This window comes from Pseudomonas sp. LBUM1651 (assembly GCF_059716135.1).
The window spans coordinates 5,845,245-5,860,464 of sequence record NZ_CP166805.1 but is presented as its reverse complement, the minus strand read 5'-3'; the positions used below and the strand labels follow the sequence as shown (position 1 = coordinate 5,860,464).

Here is a 15,220-nt window from a genome sequence, read left to right as displayed (position 1 = left end):
TGACCACCTCAATCACCAATATTTACAACTGCCGCGCCAACACCTCAACCTGCTCCTGCCGCTCCGCCTGACTCAACTTCGCCTGTGGATTAAGCGACGACCACTGCGGATGCGCTCGAGCCTTGTTCAGGGCCTCGGGCAGTTTGCCTTCGCGCCAGGTCTTGTCCTGTGGCGTGGCGACCTGGATGCTGTCCATCGCCGCATGCCCGCGCGCGTTCAGCGCCTGCAACAACTGCCGCTGACGCAACGCCAACAACCGCAACACGCTGTCATCGACCGTCAATTCGCGTTGACCCTTGATCTTGCCCAGCAACCGGCTGCCATAACTGCGCGCGGTTTGCAGCGCGCCACCGGCAATCGCGCCGGCCAATGCCGCCGCGCCGAGGGTCAAACCGCCGACCAGCAGATCCACCCCGGCCCCGGCCGCCGCGCCGGCCGCGATACCGCCACCGAGCCGCACGCCCAGTTGCTTGAGGGTTTCCGGGTTGAACAGATCATCGCCCCAACGGCCATCGAGCAGCGGCAGATCACTGGCCGCCGCGTCCTGCGGGCGGAAGGCATAGAGCTTGAGCAGGGCTTCGACGCAGCGCTGTTCCCGTTGGCGAACGGCTTTGTGCAGCTCGCTGATCGCCTGCTGTTCCTGTTCAGCGTCGCTGGCCACGCTACGCCGGCATGCCGCGCAATCGATCAACAATTCAGCAATCAACCGCGCCGCACTTTGCTGTCGGGCCAGACGCTGGGCCTGCTGATCAGCGATCAGACGCTCCAGTTGCTCGCGGGAGTTTTCCAGCAGCAAAGCGAGGCTTTCATAGAGCCGACGTTCGCCATCCTCCGGGGGCGCGACGCTGTCGAAACGCACCAGGGCGTGCAAGCCCAACCGTGCCAGCGCTTCGCGCCAATCCGGTTCGCGGTGGTTGGCACTGCTGACGAAATTCAGCACCGGCAGTAACGGTTTGCCGCAGCTGGCGAGCACTTCCAGTTCGTCGCGGTACTTGGCCAACACCGGTTCGCGGGCGTCGATCACATAGAGGCCGGCATCGCAGGTGAGCAGTTGCCGCAGCACTTTGGCTTCTTGCTCGAAACGCTGTCGGGCTTCGCTGCCTTCAAGAAAACGCGCCAGCCGCGCCGGGCCGTCGAGGCGTTCGCCGGGGCGCTCCAGGCGTTCGAGATAGTCGAGCAGGGCGATGGCGTCTTCGAGGCCGGGGGTGTCGAACAGGTCGAGCAAGGGTTCGCCGTCCACCGACAACCGCGCGCCTTCGACATGCCGCGTGGTGCTGGGGCGATGGGAGACTTCGCCGAAACCGACGTCACGGGTCAGCGTGCGCAGCAGTGAGGTTTTACCGACGTTGGTGTGGCCGACCACGGCAAGCTTCAACGGCGCTTTCCACGGATTAGTCATGGCCAGTCTCCAGCCAGTTCAGCGGCGCGCAGTCGGCGAAGGGCAGCTCCAACTGTTGCAGTGCCACGTGCCAGTCGCCGAGGCGCTCGGCGTCCAGTGCTTCGCCGGGCGGCGCTTGCAGCAACCAGACGCGGGTGGCGCTGGCGCTGCGAGCCAGTTCGGCGATCAGCGCCAGGCTGCCTCGGTCTGGCGAACGTCGTGGATCGCAGGCGATGGCCAGGCGGGCCGGAGGGAAACGGCTGAGCTGCTCAAGGAGTTTGTTACGCGATTCGCGACTGTCGAGGATGCCCGCGTCGCTCACGTTTTCAGGCAGTTGTGGCGGCCATGGGCGTTGATCGTCCAGCTCGATGGCCACCAGCAACGCGCCATCGCTTTGCAGATTGCTGACGCCGCTTTCCACCCGATGAAGTTGCGCGGGCGCGGCATCGCTGATGCCCAGGCGTTCGCTGGTGGGCATCAGGCGTTCGCGCAGTTGGGCGTAACCGGGCAGGTTCAGGTCCAGATGCAGGTTTGCTCGGCCGCTTTTCCAGCGCCACAGGCAGAACAGCGCCAGGAGCAGGCGCGGCACAATGCCGTAAACCACCAACACGCCGACCAGCCACGTGGCCCAGGCCTGGCGGGCGCTTTCGATGTTCAGCGCGGCATCGCCACTGGCGCGGATCATCTCCACCGTTGGCACGTTGAACCCCAACAGGGCGGGCAGCGCACCCAGTGTTTGGGTCATGGTCACGAAGGTGTCGGCGCTGAGCAGGGTGGTTTCCCAGACGAAGCCATAACGCCGGGTCGCCATCAGCATCAGCAGAACCACCAGCGCGCTGAGCATCACCAGCAACCACAAACCGTTGACCAACACGCCGAGCGCCCAGCGATTGAGTTTTTGTCGTTGCAGCAACAACAGCAGCGCGGGCGCCAGTTGCGCGGCTTTGGCGTCGCGGGCGAGTTTTTCACTGAGCCACAACCACAAGCGTCCCAGCGTCGCGCCGTGTTCGCCGGCAAACACCAGGCCCATGGCCCAGCTCAGCAGCAGAATCAGGTTCAGCCCGAGCAAGCTGCCCAAGGCCCAGAACACATTCACCGGCGTCTGACCGTCACCCAGCGCGGCAAACGCCAGCCCGGCGCCGCTGACCACGGCCAGCACCGCCATCACGATCAGCGCCAGTCGCGCGCCTTGCAGCCAATGCCTGAGGGCTTCGGTCAGCCCATCGCGCTCGGCCAGCCACACGGCGCGGCGCGAAATCCGCGTCGGCAGATCGCCGCCGGCGGTGCGGGCCAGTCTGTTGGCTTCCAGATCATCCAGAGGGCCGGCGTGTTCTTCACGCAGGCGGATGGTTTCTGTCAGCCAGAGGTTATTCAGTTCAGTCACGCGGCATCCCGTCGCTCAATTGAGCTGTGAGCATAACCGCTGTGGCGCTTATCGGGGTACGCGAGGCTCTGGTATCCTCGCCGGCATGACTAAATCACTCCCCCTCAGCCTGATCGCAGCCCTCGGTGAAAACCGCGTGATCGGCGTCGACAACAGCATGCCCTGGCACCTGCCTGGGGACTTCAAATACTTCAAGGCCACCACCTTGGGCAAGCCGATCATCATGGGTCGCAAGACCTGGGATTCCCTCGGTCGTCCGCTGCCGGGCCGGTTGAACATCGTGGTCAGTCGTCAGGCGGATCTGGTGCTGGAAGGCGCGGAAGTTTTTCCGTCGCTGGAAGCTGCGGTGGTTCGCGCAGAGGAATGGGCGAAGGAGCAGGGTGTCGATGAACTGATGCTGATTGGCGGGGCGCAGTTGTATGCGCAAGGGTTGGCGCAGGCGGATCGGTTGTATCTGACGCGTGTGGCGTTGAGCCCGGAAGGGGATGCGTGGTTTCCGGAGTTTGATTTGAAGCAGTGGAAGTTGGTGTCGAATGTGCCGAATCCTGCCGAAGGGGATAAGCCGGCTTACAACTTTGAGGTTTGGGAAAAAGCCTAAAAGCTTCGCGGGCAAGCCTTGCTCCTACAGGGTTTGAGTCGTACGCAATTTTCGCGATCGACATCAAATCTGTAGGAGCAAGGCTTGCCCGCGATAGCGATCTAACTGACGCCGCTTAAGCGTGAGCCAACTCCGAATGCTCATCCGCATCCAGCAATTCTTTATCCGTCTGCTGCATGATCTGGCTGGTAATCGCCCCGGCCGTGATCGAACCGCTCACGTTCAACGCCGTACGACCCATATCAATCAGCGGCTCAACCGAAATCAGCAACGCCACCAGTGACACCGGCAAGCCCATCGCCGGCAACACGATCAGCGCCGCGAACGTCGCGCCACCGCCCACGCCCGCCACACCGGCCGAGCTCAGCGTCACAATCGCCACCAGCGTCGCGATCCACAGCGGATCCAGCGGGTTGATGCCCACGGTCGGCGCCACCATCACCGCCAACATCGCCGGGTACAGGCCGGCACAGCCGTTCTGGCCAATGGTCGCACCGAACGATGCGGCGAAACTGGCGATGGACTGTGGAATCCCCAGGCGGCTGGTCTGCGCTTCGATGCTCAGCGGAATCGTCGCCGCGCTGGAGCGGCTGGTGAAGGCAAACGTCAGCACCGGCCAGATCTTGCGGAAGAAGCGCAGCGGGTTGATCCCGGCCGCCGACACCAGCACGCCGTGGACCACAAACATCAGGCCCAGGCCGATGTAGGACACCACCACAAAACTGCCGAGCTTGATGATGTCTTGCAGGTTGGAACCGGCAACCACTTTGGTCATCAGGGCCAATACGCCGTAAGGGGTGAGCTTCATCACCAGTCGCACCAGACGCATCACCCAGGCTTGCAGGGTGTCGATGGCGTTGATCACTTTCTGACCTTTCTCGACATCATCCTTCAGCAGTTGCAGGGCAGCGACGCCGAGGAAGGCCGCGAAAATCACCACGCTGATGATCGACGTCGGCTTGGCGCGGGCCAGGTCGGCGAATGGGTTTTGCGGGATGAACGACAGCAGCAGCTGCGGCACATTCAGGTCGGCGACCTTGCCCGCGTAGTCGGTCTGAATGGTTTGCAGACGGGCCATTTCCTGCGTGCCGGCCACCAGCCCTTCAGCCGTCAGGCCGAACAGGTTGGTCAGCCCGATACCGATCAACGCCGCGATAGCGGTGGTGAACAGCAGCGTGCCGATGGTCAGGAAGCTGATCTTGCCCAGCGACGAAGCGTTGTGCAGGCGCGCCACGGCGCTGAGGATCGAGGCGAACACCAGCGGAATCACGATCATTTGCAGCAACTGCACGTAACCGTTGCCCACCAGATCGAACCAGCCGATCGAGGCTTTCAGCACCGGGTTGCCGGCACCGTAAATCGTGTGCAGTGCGACACCGAACACAACGCCCAACACCAAAGCGAGCAGGACTTTTTTAGCCAGACTCCACGTCGTGTGACGGGTTTGTGCCAGTGCGACGAGCAGGGCGAGGAACACCAGCAGGTTGAGAATCAGCGGTAGATTCATTGGAACTCCCATTAGACATGTGCCAACTGCCTTCCGGGGCAGCTGCGAACCGGCAAGCCTAACAGCTTGATTTACAATGAATTAATACCAAAAAAGTCTGATAACTGTCGTTTTTGGAATAAGCGGGTGTCGCTCACAGGGATGCAGCTGGCGCGATAGGTGCGTTGGCCGTCGCGGACAGACGAGGACTGTCACACTTATTTGTTAGCGTCGACGACTTTCATTCAGGGAGAAAACGCCAATGAAGTTCGCACCGAAATTTCTGGCAGCAGCGCTTTGCCTCGGCCTCGCCGGTCAGGTCCTCGCGACGGATTTGAAGCACTGGCCGGCCGATCAGGCCAAGGCGCTGGACGCGATGATCGCGGCCAACGCGAACAAGGGTAACTACGCGGTGTTCGACATGGACAACACCAGTTACCGCTATGACCTCGAAGAGTCGTTGCTGCCGTTCATGGAGAACAAGGGTCTGATCACCCGCGACAAACTCGACCCCTCCCTGAAACTGATGCCGTTCAAGGACACCGCCGACCACAAGGAAAGCCTGTTCAGCTACTACTACCGTCTCTGCGAAGTCGACGACATGGTTTGCTATCCATGGGTCGCCCAGGTGTTCTCCGGTTTCACGCTCCAGGAGCTCAAGGGCTATGTCGACGAGTTGATGGCCTCCGGCAAACCGGTGCCTGCGACTTATTACGAAGGCGATGTGGTCAAGAACCTCGACGTCAACCCGCCGAAAATCTTCACCGGCCAGCAAGAGCTCTACAACAAGCTGATGGAGAACGGCATCGAGGTCTACGTGATGACCGCCGCTTCCGAAGAGCTGGTGCGCATGGTCGCTGCCGATCCGAAGTACGGCTATAACGTCAAACCGCAGAATGTGATCGGTGTGAGCCTGCTGCTCAAGGATCAAAAGTCCGGCGAGCTGACCACGGCGCGCAAACAGATCACCGCTGGCAAGTATGACGAGAAGGCCAACCTCGGCCTCGAACTGACCCCGTACCTCTGGACCCCGGCGACCTGGATGGCCGGTAAACACGCGGCGATTCTGACCTACATCGATGAGTGGAAAAAACCGGTACTGGTCGGCGGCGATACCCCGAGCAGCGACGGTTACATGCTGTTCCACGATGTTGACGTGGCCAAGGGCGGCATCCACTTGTGGGTCAACCGCAAAGACAAATACATGACCCAGATTAACGGCATGATGGCCAAACACGCTGCGGCCCAGGCCAAGGAAGGGTTGCCGGTGACGGCGGACAAGAACTGGGTGATCGTGACGCCGGCAGAAATCCAGTAAGGATTTGGATTCACTGTAGGAGCGAGCTTGCTCGCGATGGGCGTTAACGATAACGCGTACTGTCTGATTTAACGCGGTGTCTTTGCGTTCATCGCGAGCAAGCTCGCTCCTACAGATAACTGTGTATTGGTCAAAAAAATGCCCCGCACTTTGGCGGGGCATTTTTGTTTCTGCGATTGACGCTTACAGCCCGTCAAGCATCGCCTTGTTACGCACCGCACCCTTGTCGGCGCTGGTCGCCAGCAGGGCGTAGGCCTTCAGCGCGGTGGTCACCTTGCGTGGACGTTTTTCCACAGGCTTCCAGCCTTTCTGATCCTGCTCGGCACGGCGCCCGGCCATTTCTTCGTCGCTGATCAACAGGTTGATCGAGCGGTTCGGAATGTCGATCAGCACTTTGTCGCCGTCCTGCACCAGACCAATCGCGCCGCCGGCAGCCGCTTCCGGAGAAGCGTGGCCGATGGACAGGCCCGAAGTACCACCGGAGAAACGACCGTCGGTGAGCAGTGCGCAAGCTTTGCCCAGGCTTTTGGATTTCAGGTACGACGTCGGGTACAACATTTCCTGCATGCCCGGGCCGCCTTTCGGGCCTTCGTAACGGATGATCACGATGTCGCCGGCCTTCACTTCGTCGGCGAGGATGCCGCGCACGGCGCTGTCCTGGCTTTCGAAGATCTTCGCGTTGCCTTCGAAGACGTGGATCGACTCGTCGACACCGGCGGTTTTCACCACGCAGCCGTCCAGCGCGATGTTGCCGTAAAGAACGGCCAGGCCGCCTTCTTTCGAGTAAGCGTGCTCGACACTGCGGATGCAGCCGTTTTCACGGTCGTCGTCCAGAGTTTCCCAACGGGTCGACTGGCTGAATGCGGTTTGCGTCGGGATGCCCGCCGGACCGGCCTTGAAGAAGTGATGCACGGCTTCGTCGTCGGTCTGGGTGATGTCCCACTTGGCAATGCCTTCGGCCAGGGTCTTGCTGTGCACGGTCGGCAAGTCGGTGTGCAGCAGGCCGCCACGGGCCAGCGAACCGAGGATGCTGAAGATCCCGCCGGCACGGTGCACGTCTTCCATGTGGTACTTCTGGATGTTCGGCGCGACTTTGCACAGTTGCGGCACGTGACGGGAAAGACGGTCGATGTCGCGCAGGTCGAAATCGATCTCGGCTTCCTGGGCCGCGGCCAGCAAGTGCAGGATGGTGTTGGTGGAACCGCCCATGGCGATGTCCAGCGTCATGGCGTTTTCGAACGCCTTGAAGTTGGCGATGTTGCGCGGCAATACCGATTCGTCGTTCTCACCGTAGTAACGCTTGCACAGCTCGACGATGGTGCGACCGGCCTGCAGGAACAGCTGTTCGCGATCGCTGTGGGTGGCGAGGGTCGAACCGTTGCCCGGCAATGCCAGACCGAGGGCTTCGACCAGGCAGTTCATCGAGTTGGCGGTGAACATGCCGGAGCACGAACCGCAGGTCGGGCAGGCGCTGCGCTCGTACTCGGCGACTTTCTCGTCAGAAGCGCTGGAGTCGGCGGCGATCACCATGGCGTCGACGAGGTCGAGACCGTGGCTGGCCAGTTTGGTCTTGCCGGCTTCCATCGGGCCGCCGGACACGAAGATCACCGGGATGTTCAGGCGCAGGGCGGCCATCAGCATGCCAGGGGTGATCTTGTCGCAGTTGGAGATGCAGACGATGGCGTCGGCACAGTGGGCGTTGACCATGTATTCGACGGAGTCGGCGATGATCTCGCGGCTCGGCAGCGAATACAGCATGCCGTCGTGGCCCATGGCGATGCCGTCATCGACAGCGATGGTGTTGAATTCTTTCGCTACACCGCCGGCGCGTTCGATTTCGCGGGCGACCAGCTGGCCCAGGTCCTTGAGGTGGACGTGGCCCGGTACGAACTGGGTGAAGGAGTTGGCAATGGCGATGATCGGCTTTTTGAAGTCGTCATCTTTCATCCCCGTGGCGCGCCACAGTGCGCGGGCACCGGCCATGTTGCGGCCGTGGGTGGATGTTTTCGAGCGGTAATCAGGCATGAAGCACTCCGGGCGGCTAATCAGGTATCAAAAGGGAAGTGAGCTTCTATTGACGTCTGGAACACTCAGAAATGGCCGTGTGTCCGGAAGTTGCCGATAACTTTGCGGGATCGCCGCGCGCTTCAGCTTGAGCTCATAAACCCGCCGGGGGATGACTGGCGATGAATGTCGCGATTCTACACGGCTGGCGGCGGGAGGGAATGGTCGCGATCATGGAGGCAGCAACCAAGAGACGTGTGGATGGCGGTACTGTGGGAGCGAGCTTGCTCGCGAAAAACCTGAGGGCGCCACGGGGTGTCAGGCTGCCAGCGTTATCGTTGACGTTTTTCGCGAGCGAGCTCGCTCCTACATTGGCCCGTGTGTCAGATCCAGATTGCATCCCACAGCGGATATTCGCCGATGTGCTCGACCAATCCTGCTCGCAATGGATTGGCAACGATGTATCGAGCCAACGCTTTCAGATCGTCCTCGCGACGCAACGCCCTGTCGAAGTAGCCCTTTTGCCATACAGGCGCTGAAAAGCCTCGCTCCTGATTGATGAGTCGTGCACTGCGGGATTTGGTGACCTGCATCAGTTTCGGCAAATCGCCGTTATGCAACTCAATCAGCCAGTGAAAGTGATCCGGCATGACCACCCAGGATAGGGAAGTAACGGTGCCGGTTTCCTGAGCTCTTCTGAACTCGTTGACCAGTAACCGACCCATGCGCCAATCCTTGAATATCAGCTGTCGTTGATGAGTAACGGCGGTCAGCAAATAGACCCGGCCGGGCTCCGAGCGACGGCCGATACGTAAGCAATGGGCTTTTGGCGTGCTGGACATTCCGTTGTCCTCTTCCTGGATGTGAAGAGAAACGGTAGGTGCGGGACGGGCAGTTGTCGTTGCGACAGTAGTTCTGGATATGTCATGGACATGTAGGAGCGAGCTCGCTCGCGAAAAACCTGAGAGCGCCGCGGGGTGTCAGGCTGCCAGCGTTATCGTTGACGACCTTCGCGAGCGAGCTCGCTCCTACAGGTGTATCGCCAGATTGCGCTGCGTGATCAGTGCGTTCACAGCCAGACCCGCTGCGCTCAAGATAAGGAAACACAAGGCGAGGGCCGTGGTCAGATTTGCGGACGCGAGATTGATCACCACGCTGATCACGCCGCCGCACATGAAGATCATTACGCCGCCGACCGATGAGGACGTGCCGGCATCCTGTGGATAGAGGGTCATGGCTTTGGAATTGGCGATAGGCCTGGCAATGGTGGTGCCGGCCGTACAAATGAGCATGGGGATCAGTACCGCCGCAGCCGTGAGCCCGAACTGATTCGCCAGCCACAGCATGACCAACCCTGACAGTGCGATCAGCCCCAGGCCGATCACTATCTGCGAGTTGGCCGGCAGGCGCCGATGCAGCGCGCTGGCGACTACCCCGCCGAACACATAGGCCACGCCATACAACAACAATGCCCAGGCAAATTCGTAGGGCGAGAGTGCCAGGCGTTCCATGAAAATGATCGGCGACATGACAATGAATGAAAAATGGCAGGCGAAGGCCAGGCCGGAAATGAGCCAATAACCCATGAAGCGCAGGTCGGAACACAGCCGCCAATAGGCACTGAAAAAGCGCCCGGGCGCCGCATTCCGACTGCGTGGGCTTTCCTTGAGCAAGACGCCAGCCTTTATCCAGACAATCGCTGCCAATGCGATAAAGACATAGAAGCTGCCCTCCCAGCCCAGATGCATTTGCAACCAGGTTCCGAGCAGCGGCGATATTGAAATGAACACCCCGCCGCCGGTCGTCATCCAGATCCTGATTCGTTCCTGTTCCTTGCCGACGAACAAATCCTGGATCAGCGCCTGCGACAGCACAAAGGAACCGCAACCCACGGCCTGAATGACTCGAAACACCAGGAACCAGCTGTATTCGCTGGACAGCAGGCAACCGGTTGCACCGACCATCGAGATGGCGATACCGGTCAGCAACAGGGTCTTGCGCCCCCATAAATCCGACAACGGTCCGACCAGTACCACCGATAGCGCAAGACCAATGGCGAACAGGCTGACCGAAAGGGCAATGTCGGACGCTGAGGTCCGGAAATAGTCAGAGAGCGCTGGGAAGGACGGGAGTACGACGTCCAGCGGGAATACACCCAGTAGCGTCATCGTCATCAATAGCAGGATGAGCGACGATTTTTTCGCGGTGTGCGTGGAAGGGTTCATCTACAACGCTCTCGATCCGTGAGGGGTGGCCGAGAGTTGACCTGATGGACATGGAAGTCAATGCAGGAGGTGTGGGACTGTTCCGAATCTATTGTAGGAGCGAGCTTGCTCGCGAAAAACGAACAGACTACGCGAGGGTCAGGTATCCAGCGTTATCGTTGGAGACCATCGCGAGCAAGCTCGCTCCTACAGTGTTTTGCGATTAGCTGTTTGGCAGCAACCGGCAAGTAATGCTCTTGATGTAGCGGGTTTCAGCAATCGCCGGGTGAACCGGATGATCCGGGCCCTGACCGCCACGTTCCAGCATCTGGATATTGCGATCCAGGTGACGGGCGCTGGTCAGCAGGATGTTTTGCAGGTCGTCTTCCGGCAGGTGCATCGAGCACGAAGCGCTGACCAGGATGCCGTCCTTGCTGAGCAGGCGCATGGCTTGCTCGTTCAGGCGACGGTAGGCGCCTTCGCCGTTCTTCATGTCTTTCTTGCGTTTGATGAACGCCGGAGGGTCGGCCACGATCACGTCGAAACGTTCTTCGCTGGCTTTCAGTTCTTTCAGGGCTTCGAAGACGTCGCCTTCGATGCAGGTCATTTTTTCGGCAAAACCGTTCAGCGCAGCGTTGCGCTCGACGCCGTCGAGGGCGAAGGCCGAAGCGTCGACGCAGAACACTTCACTGGCACCGAATGCGGCCGCTTGCACGCCCCAGCCGCCGATGTAGCTGTAGAGGTCGAGTACGCGTTTGCCTTTGGCGTAAGGGGCCAGGCGCGCGCGGTTCATGCGGTGGTCGTAGAACCAGCCGGTTTTCTGGCCCTGGATGACCGGGGCTTCGAATTTCACGCCGTTCTCTTCCAGCGCCACCCACTCCGGCACCAGGCCGAACACGGTTTCGACGTAGCGGTTGAGGCCTTCGGCATCGCGGGCGGCGGAGTCGTTCTTGAACAGAATGCCGCTTGGCTTGAGCACTTGGGTCAGGGCCGCGATCACGTCGTCTTTATGCGCTTCCATGGTGGCCGAAGCGATCTGCACCACCAAAATGTCGCCGAAACGGTCGACCACCAGGCCTGGCAGCAGGTCGGAGTCGCCGTAGACCAGGCGATAGAACGGCTTGTCGAACAGTCGATCGCGCAGGGACAGGGCGACGTTCAGGCGATGCACCAGCAGCGACTTGTCCAGCGGCAACTTGATGTCGCGCGACAGCAGGCGGGCGCAGATCAGGTTGTTCGGGCTCATGGCGACGATGCCCAGCGGTTTGCCGCCGGCAGCTTCGAGGATCGCCTGGTCGCCGGCCTTGAAGCCGTGCAACGGGGTGGCGGCCACATCGATTTCGTTGCTGTAGACCCACAAGTGGCCGTTTCGCAGGCGACGGTCGGCGTTGGCTTTGAGGCGCAGGCTAGGCAGGGACATGACGTCGCTCCGGAAAAAAGAGCGGGAGTATAGCGTGTTGAGGCTTGCGGCGGGCTGGGTGGGCGATGAAACGCTGATGGCCTCTTCGCGGGCAAGCCTGCTCCTATGGGATTTGTGTCGGTCGCGGAAATTGCGCACGACACATATCCCGTAGGAGCAAGGCTTGCCCGCGAAGGCGATTTCAAATGCTACGCCGACAATGAAACTTTGGCCTATATGCTGGCCGGTGTGTCGGATCCAACTTTATAAAGGTTAGAATCGCCACCTGTCCCAGAGTGTGTACTTATGTCCCAAGAGCTGACCACCGAACAGATCCAACAGTCCCTGCAAGGCATCAGCGTGCCGGCCCAGCCGCAGATCATGGTGGATCTGCAGATGGAACAGTACATGCCCGATCCGGACCTGGAAGTGATCGCCAAGCTGATCTCCCAGGACCCGGGTCTCTCTGGCGCATTGCTGAAGATCGTCAACTCGCCGTATTACGGCTTGAGCAACAAGATCGCCTCGATCCAGCGTGCGGTGAATCTGCTGGGCAGCCGTTCGATCATCAACCTGATCAACGCGCAGTCGATCAAGGGTGAAATGAACGATGACACCATCGTCACCCTGAACCGTTTCTGGGACACCGCTCAGGACGTGGCGATGACGTGCCTGAGCCTGGCGAAGCGCATCGGCGTCCAGGCGGGCGATGAAGCGTATGCCTTGGGCCTGTTCCACGATTGCGGCGTGCCGTTGATGCTGCAACGCTTCCCCAACTATATGACTGTTCTGGAAGAAGCCTACGCCAGTGCCAGTGCTGAATGCCGCATAGTGGACACCGAAAATCGGGTGTTTAATACCAACCACGCGGTGGTCGGTTATTACACGGCCAAATCCTGGCGTCTGCCGGAGCACGTGAGCACCGCGATCGCCAATCACCACAATGCGCTGGCGATTTTCAGCGATGAGTCTTTGCGCAACAGCCAGCTGAAAAACCTGCTGGCGATCCTGAAGATGGCCGAACACATTTGTGCGTCCTACCGGGTACTGGGCAACCAGAACGAGGACCATGAATGGAACACCATCGCGCCGCTGGTACTCGATTACGTGGGCCTTTCGGACTACGACTTCGAAACCCTCAAACAAACGATTCGCGACCTCGGCACTCACCGCTGAGTGTGGTGAGAGCCTGATTCGAGAGCATCATGCCTGAACTGCCGGAAGTCGAAACCACCCGTCGCGGTATTGCGCCGCACCTGGAAGGCCAACGCGTCAGCCGGGTGATCGTACGTGATCGTCGCCTGCGCTGGCCGATTCCTGAAGACCTCGATGTGCGCCTCTCCGGCCAGCGTATCGTGCTGGTGGAACGGCGCGCCAAGTACCTGCTGATCAATGCCGAAGTGGGCACGTTGATCAGTCATTTGGGGATGTCGGGCAATCTGCGTCTGGTGGAAGTCGGCATGCCGGCCGCCAAGCATGAGCATGTGGATATCGAACTGGAGTCGGGCCTGGCGCTGCGTTATACCGACCCGCGACGGTTCGGTGCGATGCTCTGGAGCCTCGATCCGCTCAACCACGAACTGTTGATTCGCCTGGGGCCAGAGCCGTTGACCGACCTGTTCGACGGCGAGCGCTTGTTCCAGCAGTCCCGCGGGCGTTCGATGGCGGTCAAGCCGTTCATCATGGACAACGCGGTGGTGGTCGGCGTCGGCAATATCTACGCGACTGAAGCGTTGTTTGCGGCCGGTATCGACCCGCGCCGTGAGGCCAAGAGCATTTCCCGGGCGCGCTATCTGAAGCTGGCCATCGAGATCAAACGCATTCTGGCCGCCGCCATCGAGCGCGGCGGCACCACATTGCGCGACTTTATCGGCGGCGACGGTCAGCCAGGTTATTTCCAGCAGGAACTGTTCGTGTACGGCCGTGGCAGTCAGCCGTGCAAGGTGTGCGGAACAGAGCTGCGGGAAGTCAAACTCGGGCAGCGCGCCAGCGTCTTTTGCCCTCGCTGCCAGAGCTGATATCTCCTACGGTCTATAGTCAGTGTTCTCACTGTTACAGGACCGAGCCATGAACCTGCTTCGAACCGCTGCCGTCGTTGTGCTGCTGAGCGTCGGTACGCCAGTGCTGGCGGCAAACGCCGGCAGCGGTGATCCGCGCTACACCATCCAGAACCCCCCGGCCTACGCCATGCTCGGCGATTTGCTGATTGCCCGACCCTTGCTGGTCGTGGCAACGGTGATCGGCGCGGGGGCGTTTGTGGTGTCGTTGCCGTTTACCGCGCTGGGCGGCAATGTCGGCGATGCGGGGCAGGCGCTGGTGGTTGATCCGGCGAAAGCGGCGTTTGTGCGGTGTCTGGGGTGTATCGGGGAGGGGTTTGAGCAGCGGGAGTGAAACCAGTTACATCTTCGGTGTATTTGATGGCCTCATCGCGAGCAGGCTCGCTCCCACAGGGGGATTTGCGTCGATCATAAAACCCCTGTGGGAGCGAGCCTGCTCGCGAAGGCGCCTTCACAGACGCCGAATGACTCAAGCCTTACCGGTAAGCTTCCGGTACTTCTCCATCAACTGCTCTTCAGTCTCCGGGTGCGCCTCGTCCAGCGGAATGCAATCCACCGGGCAGACCTGCTGGCACTGAGGTTCGTCGTAGTGGCCGACACACTGGGTGCACAGGTTCGGGTCGATCACGTAGATCTCTTCGCCCTGGGAAATGGCGGCGTTCGGGCACTCGGGTTCGCAGACGTCGCAATTGATGCAATCGTCGGTGATGATCAGGGACATGCTAACTCCAGCCGGGGCGCAAGGCCCGGGCGCAATAAACCAATGCGCGCAATTGTGCCGCATTGGCGCTGTAGGAGCCAGCTTGCTGGCGATGGACGGGAGAGCGCCGCGTTCATCCAGGCAGCCCTCGTCACCGTTAACGTCCATCGCCAGCAAGCTGGCTCCTACAAGTTTACTTCTTGAAGCGTTCGGTGAGGGCGTCCGCCACTGCAGGGTGAACGAACTTGGTGATATCGCCACCCAGGGCCGCGATTTCACGGACCAGCGTCGAGGAGATGAACGAATAACGCTCGGACGGCGTAAGAAACAGGCTTTCCACGTCCGGCGCCAGCTGGCGGTTCATGTTGGCCAGCTGAAATTCGTATTCAAAGTCCGACACTGCGCGCAAACCACGCAGGAACACGTTGGCATTCTTCTCTTTGGCGAAATGCGCCAATAGCGTCGAGAAGCCGACGACTTCAACGTTCGGCAGATGTTTAGTGACCTCGCGGGCCAGCTCCACACGCTGTTCCAGGGGAAACAACGGGTTTTTCTTCGGGCTGGCAGCGACGGCGATGATCACATGATCGAACAGGCGCGCGGCGCGTTCGACCAAGTCGCCATGGCCCTTGGTAATAGGGTCGAAGGTACCTGGGTACAACACTCGGTTCATCGCGTCGTCCTGGCGGGAG

At 60.5% G+C, this 15,220-nt stretch carries 14 protein-coding genes and 1 pseudogene; 5 read left to right on the top strand and 10 right to left on the bottom strand.

The genetic code is table 11. The features are described from left to right. Positions 1 to 22: 22 nt before the first annotated feature. Entirely contained in the window at positions 23 to 1,399 is a 1,377-nt protein-coding gene (locus tag ACA066_RS27485) for a GTPase/DUF3482 domain-containing protein (RefSeq protein ID WP_497697368.1), read from the bottom strand. Continuing rightward, positions 1,392 to 2,762 carry a DUF2868 domain-containing protein gene (locus tag ACA066_RS27480; RefSeq protein ID WP_497697367.1) on the bottom strand — a complete coding sequence of 457 codons (1,371 nt, stop codon included), beginning with the start codon at positions 2,760 to 2,762 and terminating at the stop codon, positions 1,392 to 1,394. Before ACA066_RS27480 ends, ACA066_RS27485 begins: the two co-directional genes overlap by 8 nt. Positions 2,763 to 2,847: 85 nt before the next feature. Between ACA066_RS27480 and ACA066_RS27475 the strand changes: the two genes are divergently transcribed. Further along, entirely contained in the window at positions 2,848 to 3,360 is a 513-nt protein-coding gene (locus ACA066_RS27475) for a dihydrofolate reductase (RefSeq protein ID WP_497697366.1), read from the top strand. A 115-nt stretch (positions 3,361 to 3,475) separates the two neighbouring features. Here the strand turns inward: ACA066_RS27475 and ACA066_RS27470 are convergent, their stop codons facing one another. Next, on the bottom strand, positions 3,476 to 4,867 hold the full coding sequence (locus ACA066_RS27470) for an L-cystine transporter (RefSeq protein ID WP_497697365.1): 1,392 nt from the start codon (positions 4,865 to 4,867) through the stop codon (positions 3,476 to 3,478). Positions 4,868 to 5,108: 241 nt separating this feature from the next. Between ACA066_RS27470 and ACA066_RS27465 the strand changes: the two genes are divergently transcribed. Then, a complete protein-coding gene (locus ACA066_RS27465) occupies positions 5,109 to 6,164 on the top strand; it encodes an HAD family hydrolase (protein WP_497697364.1) in 1,056 nt (351 codons plus the stop codon). Between the two features lie 183 nt (positions 6,165 to 6,347). On the opposite strand, the gene ilvD is transcribed toward ACA066_RS27465, so the two are convergent. The 5 genes and pseudogenes from ilvD to ACA066_RS27440 form a co-directional block, all read right to left on the bottom strand. Continuing rightward, positions 6,348 to 8,189: a dihydroxy-acid dehydratase gene (gene ilvD, locus ACA066_RS27460; RefSeq protein WP_497697363.1), complete on the bottom strand. Its 1,842-nt coding sequence runs from the start codon at positions 8,187 to 8,189 to the stop codon at positions 6,348 to 6,350. Between the two features lie 362 nt (positions 8,190 to 8,551). Next, positions 8,552 to 9,010, bottom strand: coding sequence for an REP-associated tyrosine transposase (locus ACA066_RS27455; RefSeq protein WP_497697362.1), 459 nt, complete (start codon positions 9,008 to 9,010; stop codon positions 8,552 to 8,554). 91 nt (positions 9,011 to 9,101) lie between these two features. Then, positions 9,102 to 9,203 (bottom strand): annotated as a pseudogene (locus ACA066_RS27450) (outer membrane lipoprotein carrier protein LolA); the annotation flags it as partial. Then, complete coding sequence (locus ACA066_RS27445) at positions 9,197 to 10,393, bottom strand: MFS transporter (protein ID WP_497697361.1); 1,197 nt, start codon at positions 10,391 to 10,393, stop codon at positions 9,197 to 9,199. The pseudogene ACA066_RS27450 and the gene ACA066_RS27445, both read right to left, overlap by 7 nt. A gap of 202 nt (positions 10,394 to 10,595) precedes the next feature. Further along, positions 10,596 to 11,792, bottom strand: coding sequence for a class I SAM-dependent rRNA methyltransferase (locus tag ACA066_RS27440; RefSeq protein WP_017341306.1), 1,197 nt, complete (start codon positions 11,790 to 11,792; stop codon positions 10,596 to 10,598). 339 nt (positions 11,793 to 12,131) lie between these two features. Between ACA066_RS27440 and ACA066_RS27435 the strand changes: the two genes are divergently transcribed. The 3 genes from ACA066_RS27435 to ACA066_RS27425 are packed head-to-tail and all read left to right on the top strand — an operon-like array spanning position 12,132 to position 14,162. Further along, a complete protein-coding gene (locus ACA066_RS27435) occupies positions 12,132 to 12,947 on the top strand; it encodes an HDOD domain-containing protein (protein WP_497699970.1) in 816 nt (271 codons plus the stop codon). A 29-nt stretch (positions 12,948 to 12,976) separates the two neighbouring features. Then, positions 12,977 to 13,789 (top strand): bifunctional DNA-formamidopyrimidine glycosylase/DNA-(apurinic or apyrimidinic site) lyase, encoded by an 813-nt coding sequence (gene mutM / locus ACA066_RS27430; RefSeq protein WP_017341303.1) that lies wholly within the window; start codon positions 12,977 to 12,979, stop codon positions 13,787 to 13,789. 49 nt (positions 13,790 to 13,838) lie between these two features. Next, positions 13,839 to 14,162 carry a multidrug transporter gene (locus ACA066_RS27425; protein ID WP_497697360.1) on the top strand — a complete coding sequence of 108 codons (324 nt, stop codon included), beginning with the start codon at positions 13,839 to 13,841 and terminating at the stop codon, positions 14,160 to 14,162. A gap of 135 nt (positions 14,163 to 14,297) precedes the next feature. Here the strand turns inward: ACA066_RS27425 and ACA066_RS27420 are convergent, their stop codons facing one another. Both ACA066_RS27420 and coaD read right to left on the bottom strand, forming a co-directional pair. Further along, positions 14,298 to 14,549, bottom strand: a complete 252-nt coding sequence (locus tag ACA066_RS27420) for a YfhL family 4Fe-4S dicluster ferredoxin (RefSeq protein WP_008150569.1) — start codon at positions 14,547 to 14,549, stop codon at positions 14,298 to 14,300. A 172-nt stretch (positions 14,550 to 14,721) separates the two neighbouring features. After that, positions 14,722 to 15,201: a pantetheine-phosphate adenylyltransferase gene (coaD, locus tag ACA066_RS27415; protein ID WP_007945531.1), complete on the bottom strand. Its 480-nt coding sequence runs from the start codon at positions 15,199 to 15,201 to the stop codon at positions 14,722 to 14,724. Between the last annotated feature and the right edge of the window lie 19 nt (positions 15,202 to 15,220).

What these genes read in the sequence shown, in the direction of transcription:
- ACA066_RS27485 (WP_497697368.1), bottom strand. Translation starts at nt 1,399, where the DNA reads ATGACTAATCCGTGGAAAGCGCCGTTGAAGCTTGCCGTGGTCGGCCAC.
- ACA066_RS27475 (WP_497697366.1), top strand. Translation starts at nt 2,848, where the DNA reads ATGACTAAATCACTCCCCCTCAGCCTGATCGCAGCCCTCGGTGAAAAC.
- ACA066_RS27470 (WP_497697365.1), bottom strand. Translation starts at nt 4,867, where the DNA reads ATGAATCTACCGCTGATTCTCAACCTGCTGGTGTTCCTCGCCCTGCTC.
- ACA066_RS27465 (WP_497697364.1), top strand. Translation starts at nt 5,109, where the DNA reads ATGAAGTTCGCACCGAAATTTCTGGCAGCAGCGCTTTGCCTCGGCCTC.
- ilvD (WP_497697363.1), bottom strand. Translation starts at nt 8,189, where the DNA reads ATGCCTGATTACCGCTCGAAAACATCCACCCACGGCCGCAACATGGCC.
- ACA066_RS27455 (WP_497697362.1), bottom strand. Translation starts at nt 9,010, where the DNA reads ATGTCCAGCACGCCAAAAGCCCATTGCTTACGTATCGGCCGTCGCTCG.
- ACA066_RS27445 (WP_497697361.1), bottom strand. Translation starts at nt 10,393, where the DNA reads ATGAACCCTTCCACGCACACCGCGAAAAAATCGTCGCTCATCCTGCTA.
- ACA066_RS27440 (WP_017341306.1), bottom strand. Translation starts at nt 11,792, where the DNA reads ATGTCCCTGCCTAGCCTGCGCCTCAAAGCCAACGCCGACCGTCGCCTG.
- mutM (WP_017341303.1), top strand. Translation starts at nt 12,977, where the DNA reads ATGCCTGAACTGCCGGAAGTCGAAACCACCCGTCGCGGTATTGCGCCG.
- ACA066_RS27425 (WP_497697360.1), top strand. Translation starts at nt 13,839, where the DNA reads ATGAACCTGCTTCGAACCGCTGCCGTCGTTGTGCTGCTGAGCGTCGGT.
- ACA066_RS27420 (WP_008150569.1), bottom strand. Translation starts at nt 14,549, where the DNA reads ATGTCCCTGATCATCACCGACGATTGCATCAATTGCGACGTCTGCGAA.
- coaD (WP_007945531.1), bottom strand. Translation starts at nt 15,201, where the DNA reads ATGAACCGAGTGTTGTACCCAGGTACCTTCGACCCTATTACCAAGGGC.